The sequence below is a fragment of the Streptomyces sp. NPDC001027 genome, assembly GCF_040299045.1.
Classification (GTDB): domain Bacteria; phylum Actinomycetota; class Actinomycetes; order Streptomycetales; family Streptomycetaceae; genus Streptomyces.
Genome location: NZ_JBEPBI010000067.1, coordinates 24,418 through 37,783 on the forward strand (window position 1 = coordinate 24,418; position 13,366 = coordinate 37,783).

The following is a 13,366-nucleotide window of genomic DNA, read 5'->3' on the forward strand; positions in this document are numbered from 1 at the left end:
CGTGAGGATCCACGACCGACCGACCGACCGACGTCCGCGACGCCGGACGGGGGCGCACACCAGCGCCCGTGTCCGGCCGTCGCACGCTGCGCGGGCACACGCTCACCCGTGCCGGGTGAGGCCGGGGCCGCATCGGCGTGCGCACGCTGTAGCCGGGCGCCGAACGAAGCGCCCGGGCCGCCGGGCGAGCGCCCGGAACGGAGGCGACATGAGCGACATCGGTGAGCACAGCGCGCAGACCTCTCTGGCGTACGACTTCCCCCTGCTGGGCGTCTTCTGGAGCGTGCTCTGGCTCTTCCTGTGGATCATGTGGTTGGTGCTGCTCTTCCGGATCGTCGGCGACGTCCTGCGCGACGACGAGCTGAGCGGCTGGGCGAAGGCCGGCTGGCTGGCGTTCTGCATCCTCCTGCCCTTCCTGGGCGTGTTCGTCTACGTGATGGCCCGCGGCAGGAACATGGGCCGCCGGGAGATCGCGCAGGCGCGTGCGCAGCAGGAGGACTTCAACGCCTACATCAGACAGACCGCGGCCGGCGGCGGGACCGGCAGCGTCGACGAGCTCGCCCGGCTGTCCGAGATCCGCGCCCGCGGCGACATCACGGACGAGGAGTTCCGCAGGGCCAAGGAACTGGTTCTGAGCGGCCACCGCCCGGCGGAGCACCCGGGCTCCACCACCCTCCCCGCCTCCGGTCGCTGAGCGGCTGAACGACGCCGGGGCCGGCGGCTGGGACGACGAAAGGGCCGCAGGTGGGACGACACGTAGGGCACGCCGAGAGGCCCGGAGGGGCAGGGCGCGGGACCGGGCGCGCGCGAGGCGGCAGCGGCGCCGGATGGGCTCGCCTCGCCCTGCTGGCCCTGCTGGGCTGCGTCCTCGTGCCGCTCGTCGCCGCCGGTCTGCGGAGCGCGCTGTGGGCCCTGGTCGGCGTCGCCGGGGTGGCGCTCGCCGCCGTCGGCGTGTGGTGGGCGCTGTCGCACACCGGGGTGGTCCGTGGCGTCGGGGTGGCTCTGGCGGTGGCGGCGCCGGTCGCCGTGCTCGCCCTGTACGCCGCGTTCGGCATGCTCGGGCCGGCGCTGCTCTCCGTGGCCCTGTGGGTGCTGGCCCTGACGGCGGCGCGCGCGTCCTCGGCTCATGCGTCCTCGGCTCATGCGTCCTCGACAGGCGGCCGCATCGGCTTCGAACGGGAGGTCGCCGAAGCTCCACGGGCCCCCTGGATCCTCATGAATCCGCGCTCGGGCGGCGGCAAGGCGGGCCGGTTCCACCTCGTGGAGAAGGCCCGGGACGCGGGCTGCCGGGTGGTGCTGCTCGACGGGCGCCAGGACGTCGCCGAGCTGGCCCGGCGGGCCGTGGCCGAGGGAGCAGACCTGCTCGGGGTGGCGGGCGGCGACGGCACCCAGGCCCTGGTGGCCGAAGTCGCGGCCCGCAACGATCTGCCGTTCATGGTGATCCCCGTCGGCACCCGCAACCACTTCGCCCTCGACCTCGGCCTCGACCGCGACGACCCGGCGGCGGCTCTCGGGGCCCTGTCCGACGCCGTCGAGCTCCGCGTCGACCTCGGGTACGCCGCGAACCGGGTCTTCGTCAACAACGCCTCCTTCGGGACGTACGCGGCCGTGGTCGCCGACCCCGCCTACCGGGACGCGAAGGCGCACACCGTCCTCCAGGCGCTCCCCGGCCTTCTCACCGCCGAGGACGCGCCCAGGCTGCGCATGAGGGCGGCCGGGGCCGGGGGTCCCGCCCGGGCCGAGGGTCTTCAGGCGCTGCTCGTCAGCAACAACCCCTACGGGCGGGCCGTGGACGCGGTCAATCCGGGACGCCGACAGCGGCTGGACTCGGGCGAGCTGGGCGTGGTGGGCGTGCGGGTCGACAACGCCGCCGACGCGGCGCGCCTGGTGCGCGGTCCCCGGGCGCCGGGAGTCATGCGGCTGAGTGCGGAGGAAGTCGTCGTCGAAGCCGACACGGCGACCCTGCCGGTCGGCATCGACGGGGAGCACACGGTGCTGCCGTCGCCCGTGGTGTGCCGCAGCGCGCCCGGTGCGCTGCGGGTCCGCGTGCCGCGCCGCCGCCCGGGCGCGGCAGGCGCGACCGCCGCCGTGGTGGACTGGCCGCGCGTGGCGCGCCTGGCGCTGGGCCGTCCGCACCGCCGTCCGGCGCCGGGCGCAGAGAGCGGGACGCCGGCCTGAGTCACCGCGCCGGCCTCGCCGCCGTCACCCGCAGCGTCAGCGGTGCAGCCTGCTGCGGGCCCACAGCAGGCCGATCACACCGCCCACCACGACCAGGTACGCCGTCAGCGGCCCGTCGTTCAGGACGAGCCCCGGCAGGGCGACGACGGTCACCGTCAGGAGCCATCCGCAGCCGGCCACGACGAGATCCGCCGCGTCCGCCGCCCGGCGCCGCTCTCTCTCCACCCGGTCCCCCGCCTCCCGTCCCCGCTCCCCGTGGCCCGTCCCCGGCCGGTCACCGGCGGCGTGTGCGTCGTACGGCTACTTGAGCTCGGCGGCGGTGTAGTAACCGCCCGCGACCAGCACGTAGTTGTAGTTGGACTTGTCGACGCTGGTCGGCTGCAGCAGGTAGGAGGAGACGGTCTTGACGCCGTTCTTGTAGCTCAGCCTGTTGTTCACCTTGGGCGTCTTGCCGGTGAGGATGTCGTTCGCCATGTCGGCTGCCGCGGAGGCGAGTTGGCGGACGTCCTTGTACACGGTCTGCGACTGCTCGTTCGCGATGATCGACTTGATCGACGCCAGTTCGGCGTCCTGGCCGGTGATGATCGGCAGGGGCTTGCTGTTGGAACCGTAGCCGTCCCCCTTCAGCGCGTTCAGCACGCCGATGGAGATGCCGTCGTAGGGCGACAGGACCGCGTCGACCTTCTTGGTCCGGTAGTAGTCGGAGAGGAGGCCGTTCATGCGCTTCTGCGCGGTGGGGCCGTCCCAGCGCAGGGTGGTGACCTCCTTCATCGCGGTCTGGCCGGACCGGACGACCAACTGCTTGTTGTCCAGGTACGGCTGCAGAAGGTGCATCGCGCCCTCGAAGAAGTACTGGGTGTTGTTGTCGTCGGGGGAACCGGCGAAAAGCTCGATGTTGAACGGTCCCTTTCCGTCCTCCAGGCCGAGCTTGTCGATGATGTAGAGCGCCTGCAGCCGTCCGACCTGATCGTTGTCGAAGGAGACGTAGTAGTCGACGTTGGCGGTGCCGAGGATGAGCCGGTCGTAGGAGATCACCGGTATTTTCGCGGCGGCGGCCTCCTGGAGCACGCCGTTCAGCGACTTGTTGTCGATGGCCGCGATGATCAGCGCGTCCACGCCCTGCTTGATCAGGGCCTGGATCTGGGAGACCTGCGTCTTGGGGTTGTCCTGCCCGTAGACCAGCTGGGTCTGGTATCCGTAGCCCTTCAGGTCCTTGACGACGCTCTTGCCGTCGGTCAGCCAGCGCTCGGAGGCCTGGGTCGGCATCGCGATGCCGATGGTGCCGCCCTTGGCCTTGTCCCCGCTGCTGTCGGTCTCGCCGCAGGCGGACAGGGTGAGGGACAGAGACGCGACTCCCGTGAGGGCGGCGAGGAAGGCTCTTCGGTTACGCATGGAGATGGTTCCTAGTTTCTCGTCGTTGAGGGGGGTGGGTGACGGAGTGTCAGCCGTCGGTGGGGAAGAAGCAGTGGGGCGGCGGACCGGAGAAGGGCCGCGGGTCCGCGGGAAGGCGTGGCACAGCGGAGGCGCCGCACAGACGGGCGGAGGGACTTCCGGCGGCGTGGAGCGACGGGGGCGAGGTGCTCGCCGTCCTCGCAGGCGCACGCGGCCGCCGAGGTCGTCGGGGATCGTGGTGCGCCGGGTCCGTCAGCCGTGATCGGTCGGCGGATCTCGCAGAGGTCGACCGCGCGACATGAGGTCCGTGAGGGCCATGAGGGGTGTGAGGGGTGTGCGAGGCATGAGGGGTGCGAGGGGCGCGAATGGAGAGAGGGACGCGAGGGGCCGGTCCTCCGGCGGATCGGCGGGGTCGAATTTCGGCCATCCCGATGGCCCGCAGATCGCCGAAAGGCGTCCCGGCGCGGCCGCCTGCGCGGATTTCGCCCACCCCGCTAACCGGTTTGCCGGTACGCACCTGTGAATACCTCAGGCTGCGCCACCGGTTTCCGGTCACGGGTGTGCTGACTCCGGTGATGCGCAGGGCACTTGCCTCTCAAACGTTCGAAATCTCGTCACCTGGTCAGAATGCTGGCGTGACCTTAAAAGGGGGTGCGCAAGGTGTCAACGGGACGAACGAAACCGTTTTCTGAAGGTGTTTAAAATCGCTTTGGGTCGCCCCTGAAAGCCCGGAGGCAGGCATTCCGGGGGCACTGCTCCCATTTTGACCAGCGGTCAAGTCCGTCACGCCGCTCCGCGGTCTGGCGACGTTCTCGCGCCGGAAGACCCGGCGCGCGCCCTCCATGTCCGTCGCCCCGTGCAAAGCCCATCGCGCAAGCCGCCGCGCGCCGGACGGCGGACCGCGGGCATGGCGGACTCTCGGCGGTCGACCGTCACCCCTCAGCCACCGGCCGCCAGCCACCGGCCGCCAGCCACCAGCCACCGGCCATCAGCCGCGAACCGTCGAAAGCGCGTCATCGCTTGCCCCGGATACCCCCCAGGGGTATACAGGAGGCATGTCTCACGACCAGCACGCGGAGCCCGACCAACCTCAGCGACCCCACCGCTCCCACGAGCCCGAGCACCCGCACCAGCCCCACCACTCCGGGGTGCAGGGCCGCACCGGCGGTCACGGGGCGTCCGGCGGGCACGAACAGCAGCGCGGCCACGCCTCCTGGGCCATGGCCGTCACGGCGACGCTGCACTGCCTGACCGGGTGCGCCATCGGCGAGATCCTCGGCATGGTCATCGGCACCGCCCTCGGCTGGGGCAACGTGCCGACCATGGTCGTCGCGATCGTGCTCGCGTTCTTCTTCGGCTACTCCCTCACCCTGTTCTCGGTGCGCCGGGCGGGTCTGGACCTCCGGGCCGCCGTCAAGGTGGCGCTGGCCGCCGACACCGTCTCGATCGCCGTGATGGAACTGGTCGACAACGCGATCGTCGCCTTCACGCCGGGAGCGATGGACGCCCAGCTGTCGGACGGGCTGTTCTGGGCGGCCCTTCTCGGCGGCTTCGCGGTGGCCTTCCTGATCACGACGCCGGTGAACAAGTGGATGATCGCCCGCGGCAAGGGCCACGCCGTCGCCCACACGCACGCCCACGGCTGAGCGCGCTCACTCGGCCGGGCCCGTGCGCGCCGTGGGTCGTGCTCCGGCTCGTCCCGCGGAGTGCAGCGCCAGGGTCACCGCGACCGACGTCAGGGCCATCGCCGTCATCGCCGCGGCCGGGGAGGTGAGTTGGGCCGCCGTGCCCGCGAGGGCGGCGCTCGCGCCCTGCACGGTGAGCATCCCGGACGAGTGCAGCCCCAGCGCGTGGCCGCTGAGCTCGGGCGGGGTGAGCGCCATGAGCCGTTCCTGCTGGACCAGGCTCGCGCCGAAGCCGACGGAGGCGAGGGCGGCGCAGACCGCGGCGAGCGGAAGCGCGGGGTGCAGGGCGAACAGGGCGTAGGGCGCGGCCAGCAGAAGCAGGAGCGGGGTCGCCAGCCGGGTGCGCGCCGCCGGCGGGACCAGCCTGCCGATCGTCACGTCGCCCACCAGCATGCCCAGCGCGGCGCAGGCGAACAGCGTACCCGCCGCGTCCGGGGCGTACGGCACGAACAGGGCCTCGCAGCCGACGACCAGACCGTTGGGCAGCCACAGCCCCAGGTAGGTGAGGCGGCGGGGGCGGGAGGACCACAGGACGGCGTTGGTGCGCCGGGTCGCGGCGGCGGAGGGGCGGCCGGCGGCGCGCGGCGGGCGGGCGGTCAGCCCCAGCCGGGCGACCGCGGCGGCGACGGCGTACAGCAGGGCCGCGAGCAGCAGGGTCCGGCGTGCGGAGAGCGCCGCCACCAGGACGCCGCCGGCCGCGTATCCGGCGATCTGCATCAGTCCGTGCAGGATGTTGAACAGCGAACGCCCGGGCAGATAGCCGTCCTTGGTGAGGATCTCGTTCAGCAGTCCCCAGCGGACCCCGCCGCCGAGCGAGGCGATCAGTCCCTGCAGCAGGACGACCGCGAGGACGCCGTAGACCGGCAGGCCGGGGGCGGCCAGGGCGGCCGTGGTGACGGCGAAGCCGAGCGAGATCCCGGCCAGCGTGGCTCTCGGGGGCAGCCGGTCGGCGCCGGAGAGGAGAAGAGTCGCGCCCAGCACCTGGGCGAGCGAGGGACCGAACATGCTCATCGCCGAGAGCAGCGGCGAGCCGGTGGCCCGGTAGACCAGCGTGCCGAGCGCCAGCCCGCCCACCGTCGAGGCGGCGGTGTGCGCGGCGGAGGAGAGGAAGAGGGGAGTGAACTCCGGGGTGCGGAACAGCGGTCGGTAACGGGGCATGTGCGGAGTCTCGGACGGCCTCGAGCAGCCCGGTTATTGTTTCGCGGTCGCGCGAAAGGTCGTCCAGGACGGCACGACGGCACCACGGCATGGCAAACGGCGGCACGGCAGACGGCGGAAAGGACGGAGGGGGCGGCGTGGGCTGGTGGCAGGTGAACGCGGACACCCTGGCGGGCAGCCGGTTCGTGATCTCGCCGCTCACCGAGACCTTCGCGAGTCTGAAGCTGCTGCACGCGGGGGCGGGGCGCCATCCCGGCGAGCAGGAGTGGCTGCACGCCCGCCTCCCCGGCTACCGGGCCGTGCTGGCCGCGGACCCGGTGACGGCCCTGCTGGTGCGCGCGGGGCTCGGCAGGAGCTGGATCGCCGACTTCCTGACGCCCACGCCGAGGGACGGCGAGAGCTTCGAGGAGGGCGTGGCCCGGGTGCGGTCGGCCGATCCCTCGGACGCGAGGGCGCATCTGCGGACGTCCCTGGCCGGGCCGCTGCCCGCCGCCCTGGACCGGGACGACCTGCCCGAGCGGGCGGCGGCGCTCCTGGAGCACGTGTGGGAGACGGCCGTGCGGCCGGACTGGGAGCGCCGCCGGCGCGTCCTGGAGGCGGACGTCGTCGCACGGACGGCGCAGGTGAGCCAGGGCGGCTGGGCGGCCGTGCTGGACTCGTTGCGGCCGGGGACGCGCTGGCTCGGCGAGAGCCGCTTCCAGGTGAACCTGCACGAGTATCCGCCGCGCGAGATCTCCGGGGCCGAGCTGCTGTTCGTGCCGGTCACGCCGAAGGCCGGCTGGGTGTCGTGGGAGGAGCGGAAACAGCGCGCGGGACCGGAAGGTCGGGAAGGACCAGGGGGACCGGAGGGTCGGGGGCGGTATGCCGTCGTCTATCCGTGCACGGGCGTGCTCGCCGGGGACCGACGCCGTCGCGCCGGTTCGGGGTCGGCCGCGCTCGGCGCGCTGCTGGGTCCGGGACGGGCCTCGGTGCTGGTGCTGCTCGCCCGCCCCCTGAGCACCACCCAGCTGGTCGCCCTGACCGGCCAGGGCCTCGGCTCCGTGGGCCGCCATCTGCGGGTCCTGCTGGACGCGGGCCTGGTGCGGCGGCGGCGCGCGGGCCGGTCGGTGCTGTACTCGCGGACGGCGGCCGGAGACGCCCTGGCGGAGGCGGCCGGAGGCGGGGGCGCTGTCCGGAGTTAGCATCCGGAGCATGACTACTGATGCCGGCACCTCTCCCCTCGACGTCCAGATCGACGCCCTCAAGGGCGGCTCCGCGGAGCTCTCGCAGTACACCGGCCAGGTCGTGCTGGTGGTGAACGTGGCTTCCAAGTGCGGCCTCACCCCGCAGTACACCGGCCTGGAGCGGCTCCAGGAGCGCTACGCCGGGCAGGGCTTCACGGTCCTCGGCGTGCCCTGCAACCAGTTCCTCGGGCAGGAGCCCGGCAGCGCCGAGGAGATCGCGGAGTTCTGCTCGGCCACCTACGGCGTGAGCTTCCCGCTGACCGAGAAGGTCGAGGTCAACGGTGACGGCCGGCACCCGCTGTACGAGCGGCTCGTCGGGTTCGCGGACGGCGAGGGCCACACCGGCGACGTCCGCTGGAACTTCGAGAAGTTCCTGATCGGCCGGGACGGCTCGGTCGTCGCCCGGTTCTCCCCGCAGACCGAGCCGGAGGCCCCCGAGGTGGTCGCGGCGATCGAGAGCCGTCTGGGCTGAGCGGACGGGCGGGCGGCTCGGCCGCCCGGGCATGCGACGGGCCCCCTCGGCTAGGACGGCGATCTGGACGAGAGGGCCCGTGGGTGGTTCTTCCGCAGTGGTGTTCGGTATCCGGCTGAGGGTCAGGAAGTCCTCCGCCCTACGCCTTGACCGACGCCACGAAGTCGCTCCACGCGTCGGCGGGGAAGACCAGGGTCGGGCCGTCCTGGACCTTGGAGTCGCGGACGAACAGGGCCTGTACGGCCGGCGACTTGACCTCGACGCACGCACCGTTGCCCGTGGAGTAGGAGGACTTGGTCCACGTGTGCGCGCTGCCCTGACGAATTGCCATTTTTGCTCCGGAGTGCAGTTGTTGAGTTGCTGTCTTCACGCCAACCTTGTTGCTTGATGGCGTGATCGACGCTACTCGCCAACATCGACTGACGAAGCGACTATTCACTCGACCGGATGACATATTCCAGTGGAAACTTCCATACCGGTGGGGTTAACGCGTATCATGCGCCACTTCCCACCGGACCTCACCGCACATAGCCCTTGGCGATGTCGGCGATCAACTGGCGGGACTGCTCCACGTTGAGGGCCTGGGCGCGCAGGTGCTCGTACATCACGCTGTACTTCTGCACGTCGTTCGGCTTCTCCAGATAGAGGTCGCTGGTGACGCCCTCGATGTAGACGACGCTGGAGTCGGCCGTGTCGGGGAACTCGAGGATCGCGTACTGGCCGTTGAGGCCGGGATGCGCCCCCATCTCGAACGGGATCACCTGAACCGTCACATGCGGCAGCTGGGACTGCTCGACGAGGTGTTCCAGCTGGTCCCGCATCAACTCACGGCCGCCGACCACGCGTCGGAGCGCCGACTCGTCCATGACGCTCCACAGCCGCAGCGGGTTCTCGCCCGACGAGACCCGCTCCTGCCGGCGCATGCGCACCTGCACCCGCTTGTCGATCTCCGCCTGCGCGGTCTCCGGCAGCGCGCCCGAGATCAGGGCCTCCGCGTACTGGCGGGTCTGCAGCAGCCCGGGCACCACCTGCGGGTCGTACACGCGCAGGCTCGCCGCGTCCGTCTCCAGACCGATGTAGACGCTGTACGGGACGTCGCCGAAGGCGTGCCACCAGCCCTGCTGGCGGGAGTCCTTGGCCATCTCCATCAGCGAGTCGACCATCCGCTGGTCCTCGACCTCGTACACCCCGCACAGGTCGCGGACGTCGCGCTGGCTGATGCTGCGCCGACCGTTCTCCAGGCGGCTGATCTTCGACTGGGACACCAGCAGGCGCTCGGCGACCTCTTCGGCCGTCATGCCCTTGAGCTCACGGAGCCGGCGCAGCTCCTGGCCCAACCGGCGTCGTCTGACGGTGGGATTGACATTGGACGCCACGGGACGTGCACCTCCGGCTGCGTGTCTGGCTCAAACACTTTGCGTATCTGCTGTTCAGCAGACTGCCACCAAGGCGCTTTCCACCGCTGGAAAACGGTGGATATGCGGCCGCTGCGCGCCAGTTCGGGCCGAACCAGGCAGGGCTCCCGACACACGTCCGCGCGGGGCGGCAGATGCACCGCCCCGCGCGGGCCGCGTCGGCTCCCGAACAGGTCTCAGGTCTGTGGGCTCAGAGGGCCACCACACGCGCCATGGGGCTGCGGTGCGGCTGCGCCGGAACGCCACGGGCGGGCTCCGGTGCGGGCCTGGCTCCCGGTCCGGCCTGTCGGCCGGGGGGCGCCTGGTTGCGGCGCGGCTGTGCCGCCGCGCCGTTCTGGACGTCCATCACGGCGTGCGCCACGAGGCCGCCCATGGGGTCGTGCCTGATCAGGTCCCGCAGCCGGGAGCGGGACGAGCGTCCCTCGTTGCCCGGGTACAGGTGCTTGCCGAGGCCGACCGCGTGCGCCAGAGCGGCGAGCGCCGCGGTCCGCGGGTCCGGCGGCACGCCGGTGCGGATCGCGGAGTCCAGCCGGGCCTTGATCTCCCGGCTGATGTCGGTGTCCGTCGCCTGGTAGCGAGTCGTCGGCAGCACTCCGCACATCTGACCCGCCACGGCATGCACCATGCCGCACCGCTCCAGATGCGAGAGATAGGTCTGGCGTAGCCCGAGACGCGGCCCGCCGATCCAGTGGACGGCCCGTACGGGAGCGCCGCGCCTTCGCAGCAACTCCAACGCGCAGTCCAGCGTTGGGTCTCCAGTCGGCCGTGGGGACACCACGGCGATACGATCCCCGTCAGGGGCTATCCGCCCGGCCAGCGCCAGCTCCACTAGCTGTGCTCCGGCCAGACCAAGGTCGAGCGACTGCGGCTGTGCGGTGGTACCCGTGGTCGGGTCCAACGCCAGCAGAAGAAGCTCTTCCGGAATCGTTCTGCGGCTCCTGCCCATCCATGCCTCCCCGCGTGGATGAATGACAGGGTGACCCCTCTCACATTCATCTGTCGAGGGTGCGTGACCTGTTTGTAGTGGAACCAGTAGGTATGTCGTTCTCGTCTACCGCAGGAGCCAAGCCCTCTACACAGGACACTGGTACATGGTTCGGGCAACGCCGTGAGGCGGCCCGGGGCGGGCTGTTCACAGTTCGGCAGGCGCGCTGACGGCGTGCGGCACACGAGGAGGCATCGGTGGCGGGCGAGTCCCCCGACAGGTCGAAGCAGCGCGAGTCGTCGGCAGAACCGACGTCGGGGAGCGCGGGCACGGTTCCCGAGGCACGGGAATCTCGCGAGATCCGCGATCCGCGGGTCGCGGTGGCGCGGGACAGCGAGCCCTCGCCGGCCCGCGGCGGCGTGGACACGGCGACGCGGGTGTTCTCGGTACGGGATCTGAAGACCGAGGAGGCCGAGGAGCCCGGCGCCGAAGAGTCCGGCGCCGCGAAGGCCGAAGCCGACCCCGCCGGGACCGGGTCCGCGCCGAGCGAGCCGACCGGGGAGCCGGAAGCGGAGGAGGAGCCGGAGGACGCCGAGGAGACCCCGGCAGCCGTGTCGGACGACTCCGAGGACGCGAAGGACGCCGAGACGGCCCCGGCGGCCGGGCAGGGCGGCCACGACGACGCCGGGGACGGCCCCGAGAGCGGCGACGAGGCCCGCGGCGTCGCCGAGGCCCCCGGAGGGGCTCCCGAGGACGGCGAGGACCGTCTGCGGGCGGCCGTCGCCCAGTGGGTCGCCACGGCGGACGACAAGAGCCCCGAGGACGGCCCCGCGACCGAGTCGGCCGGCGAGGAGGCGGAAGAGCTCGCTGACGCCGCCCCTGACGACGACCCGCGTTCGGAGCGCGCCGCCGCGAAGGCCGACGACCGAGGCGACGCCTCCGACGCCTCCGACGAGCCCGAGGACGCACGACCCGAGAACGCGAACGAGCCCTCCGAGTCCGCCGAGCCGCAGGACAAGGTCGACGCCGAAGCCGAAGCCGAAGTCGATGCCGGGCCGGCCGCCAAGCGCGCGCCGAAGTGGGCGTCGGACGCCGCCGAGCCCGAGAAGTCGGACAAGCCGGAGAAGTCCGACGCCGAGCCGGACCTCGACGCCGGGCCCGAGGACGCCGAGCCCGAGGACGCCGGGCCCGAGGACGCCGGGCCCGACCGCTCTCCCGTCGACCAGCCCACCGCCGTCTTCAAGACCCCCCGCCCCAAGCCCGCCGTCGACCAGCCGACCACGATGCTGAAGCTCGGCGACGTCAAGCCCAGGCCGGCCGGGGAGAAGGCCGCCGCGACCGACGCACCCGGCGCCGCCGGGGAGACCGACGGAGCCCACAAGGCCGACAAGGCCGACAAGGCCGCCGAGACCGACAAGGCCTCCGACGGGCCCGGGGCGCCGGCCGAGCGGACGAGCAGGTTCGTCGCGCTCAAGCCGCTCGACGAGCCCCGTCCGCCGAAGCCGGCCGCCCCGGCGGCCGCCGACGTCACCGCGTTCGTCCCGCAGGTCGGCCCGGAGCGGACCACGCAGCAGCCGCTGCCCCCGAAGCCGCCGCTGGACCTGCTGGCCGAGCTGACGAACACCCCGCCGCCCCCGCCGACCCCGCTGCGCACCCTCGGCCGACGGCTGAAGATCTGGACGCCGCTGGTCATCCTGCTGGTCATCGTGTTTGCGATCGTGCAGGCCATGCGACCGCTGCCGGCGACCGCGCTCACGCTGACCGCGAAGGACTCCTACACGTTCGAGGGCGGCAAGACGCAACTGCCCTGGCCGAACGAGGGACAGGGCTGGATGGACGCCGACGGCGTCGGCACGATGGGCAGCTTCGGCAAGCAGACGCCCGTGGCCATCGGCTCCGTCGCCAAGACCATGACCGCGTACATCATCGCCAAGGACCACCCGATGAAGGCCGGCGAGGAAGGCCCGGAGATCGAGGTCGACGCGACGGCGGAGAAGGAGGGCGGCTACGACGTCACTCTCGACGAGTCGACGCTCAACACCGTCAAGGCCGGCGACAAGCTCACCGAGAAGCAGGCCCTGTCGGCCGTCATCATCCCCTCGGCCAACAACATCGCGCGGCTGCTCGCCCGCTGGGACGCGGGCTCGGTGGAGGCGTTCGTGAAGAAGATGAACGCCACCGCCAAGCAACTGGGGATGACGAACACGACGTACACCGACCCCTCGGGCCTGAAGGAGACCACCGTCTCCACGGCGGAGGACCAGGTCAAGCTCGGCCGGGCGTTCGTGAAGGTGCCCGCCCTGGTCGCCATCTCCAGCGCGGCGAGCTGGACCGACGCGACCGGCAAGTACTGGAACAACTACAACGAGCTGCCGTTCAAGATCGGCGCGATCGGCATCAAGACCGGCAGCACCAGCGCGGCCGGCGGCAACCTGCTGTTCGCCTCGCGCAAGCAGGTCGGCGGGAAGTCGGTGACCCTCGTCGGCGCGATCCTCGGCCAGCACAAGCAGAAGATCCTCGCCACGGTCAACGCGGTCAGCAAGACGGCGCTGCTCGCCGCCGAGGACGCGCTCACCTCGGCGAAGATCCTGAAGAAGGGCGACGTCGTCGGGTACGTGGACGACGGGCTCGGCGGCCACACGCCCGTCGTCATCACCCAGGACGTCTCGGCGGCCGGCTGGGCGGGCATGACGGTGAAGCTGTCGTTCACCTCCGGTGAGGTGCCGCACACCGCCAAGGCCGGCACCCAGGTGGGCACGCTCACCGTCGGCGACGGCACCAGCAGCGCGGTGAAGGTGCCGGTCGCCCTGCAGACGGACCTGGCCGAGCCGGGCTTCTCGGACAAGCTGACCCGCGTCGGCTGACCGCGACGCCCGTCCGCACGCCTTCCGCACCCCGTCGGGCAGCCGCCCGGCGGG

Annotated in this window: 12 protein-coding genes; 6 read left to right on the forward strand and 6 right to left on the reverse strand. The window is 71.9% G+C overall.

Annotated features, from left to right (window positions below; all coding sequences use genetic code 11):
- Positions 1 to 208: 208 nt before the first annotated feature.
- The gene (locus ABT300_RS20105; protein WP_351677402.1) at positions 209 to 694 is read left to right on the forward strand and encodes an SHOCT domain-containing protein; all 486 of its coding nucleotides are present in this window, start codon (positions 209 to 211) and stop codon (positions 692 to 694) included.
- 50 nt (positions 695 to 744) lie between these two features.
- A complete protein-coding gene (locus ABT300_RS20110; protein ID WP_351677405.1) occupies positions 745 to 2,178 on the forward strand; it encodes a diacylglycerol/lipid kinase family protein in 1,434 nt (477 codons plus the stop codon).
- 36 nt (positions 2,179 to 2,214) lie between these two features.
- Here the strand turns inward: ABT300_RS20110 and ABT300_RS20115 are convergent, their stop codons facing one another.
- Positions 2,215 to 2,403, reverse strand: a complete 189-nt coding sequence (locus ABT300_RS20115; protein WP_351677408.1) for a hypothetical protein — start codon at positions 2,401 to 2,403, stop codon at positions 2,215 to 2,217.
- A gap of 75 nt (positions 2,404 to 2,478) precedes the next feature.
- A complete protein-coding gene (gene chvE, locus ABT300_RS20120) occupies positions 2,479 to 3,570 on the reverse strand; it encodes a multiple monosaccharide ABC transporter substrate-binding protein (RefSeq protein ID WP_351677410.1) in 1,092 nt (363 codons plus the stop codon).
- A gap of 1,055 nt (positions 3,571 to 4,625) precedes the next feature.
- On the opposite strand from chvE, the gene ABT300_RS20125 reads away from it, so the two are divergent.
- The gene (locus tag ABT300_RS20125) at positions 4,626 to 5,216 is read left to right on the forward strand and encodes a DUF4396 domain-containing protein (RefSeq protein WP_351677412.1); all 591 of its coding nucleotides are present in this window, start codon (positions 4,626 to 4,628) and stop codon (positions 5,214 to 5,216) included.
- Between the two features lie 6 nt (positions 5,217 to 5,222).
- Here the strand turns inward: ABT300_RS20125 and ABT300_RS20130 are convergent, their stop codons facing one another.
- Positions 5,223 to 6,413, reverse strand: a complete 1,191-nt coding sequence (locus ABT300_RS20130) for an MFS transporter (RefSeq protein ID WP_351677414.1) — start codon at positions 6,411 to 6,413, stop codon at positions 5,223 to 5,225.
- A 137-nt stretch (positions 6,414 to 6,550) separates the two neighbouring features.
- Here ABT300_RS20130 and ABT300_RS20135 point away from each other — a divergent pair, with 137 nt between their 5' ends.
- Positions 6,551 to 7,594, forward strand: coding sequence for an ArsR/SmtB family transcription factor (locus ABT300_RS20135; protein WP_351677416.1), 1,044 nt, complete (start codon positions 6,551 to 6,553; stop codon positions 7,592 to 7,594).
- 10 nt (positions 7,595 to 7,604) lie between these two features.
- Entirely contained in the window at positions 7,605 to 8,108 is a 504-nt protein-coding gene (locus ABT300_RS20140; protein WP_057578906.1) for a glutathione peroxidase, read from the forward strand.
- Between the two features lie 139 nt (positions 8,109 to 8,247).
- Here the strand turns inward: ABT300_RS20140 and ABT300_RS20145 are convergent, their stop codons facing one another.
- The 3 genes from ABT300_RS20145 to ABT300_RS20155 all read right to left on the reverse strand — a co-directional run bounded on the left by ABT300_RS20145 (position 8,248) and on the right by ABT300_RS20155 (position 10,469).
- Positions 8,248 to 8,439, reverse strand: coding sequence for a DUF397 domain-containing protein (locus ABT300_RS20145; RefSeq protein ID WP_306951378.1), 192 nt, complete (start codon positions 8,437 to 8,439; stop codon positions 8,248 to 8,250).
- A gap of 187 nt (positions 8,440 to 8,626) precedes the next feature.
- A complete protein-coding gene (locus tag ABT300_RS20150) occupies positions 8,627 to 9,484 on the reverse strand; it encodes a helix-turn-helix domain-containing protein (RefSeq protein ID WP_319276116.1) in 858 nt (285 codons plus the stop codon).
- A 229-nt stretch (positions 9,485 to 9,713) separates the two neighbouring features.
- Complete coding sequence (locus tag ABT300_RS20155) at positions 9,714 to 10,469, reverse strand: GOLPH3/VPS74 family protein (protein ID WP_351677419.1); 756 nt, start codon at positions 10,467 to 10,469, stop codon at positions 9,714 to 9,716.
- Between the two features lie 236 nt (positions 10,470 to 10,705).
- On the opposite strand from ABT300_RS20155, the gene ABT300_RS20160 reads away from it, so the two are divergent.
- Positions 10,706 to 13,312 (forward strand): D-alanyl-D-alanine carboxypeptidase, encoded by a 2,607-nt coding sequence (locus ABT300_RS20160; RefSeq protein WP_351677421.1) that lies wholly within the window; start codon positions 10,706 to 10,708, stop codon positions 13,310 to 13,312.
- The last annotated feature ends 54 nt before the right edge of the window (positions 13,313 to 13,366 follow it).

Excerpts from the sequence above, each read along its gene's own strand:
- ABT300_RS20105 (WP_351677402.1), top strand. The coding sequence starts at position 209 with ATGAGCGACATCGGTGAGCACAGCGCGCAGACCTCTCTGGCGTACGAC.
- chvE (WP_351677410.1), bottom strand. The coding sequence starts at position 3,570 with ATGCGTAACCGAAGAGCCTTCCTCGCCGCCCTCACGGGAGTCGCGTCT.
- ABT300_RS20125 (WP_351677412.1), top strand. The coding sequence starts at position 4,626 with ATGTCTCACGACCAGCACGCGGAGCCCGACCAACCTCAGCGACCCCAC.
- ABT300_RS20130 (WP_351677414.1), bottom strand. The coding sequence starts at position 6,413 with ATGCCCCGTTACCGACCGCTGTTCCGCACCCCGGAGTTCACTCCCCTC.
- ABT300_RS20140 (WP_057578906.1), top strand. The coding sequence starts at position 7,605 with ATGACTACTGATGCCGGCACCTCTCCCCTCGACGTCCAGATCGACGCC.
- ABT300_RS20145 (WP_306951378.1), bottom strand. The coding sequence starts at position 8,439 with ATGGCAATTCGTCAGGGCAGCGCGCACACGTGGACCAAGTCCTCCTAC.
- ABT300_RS20155 (WP_351677419.1), bottom strand. The coding sequence starts at position 10,469 with ATGGGCAGGAGCCGCAGAACGATTCCGGAAGAGCTTCTTCTGCTGGCG.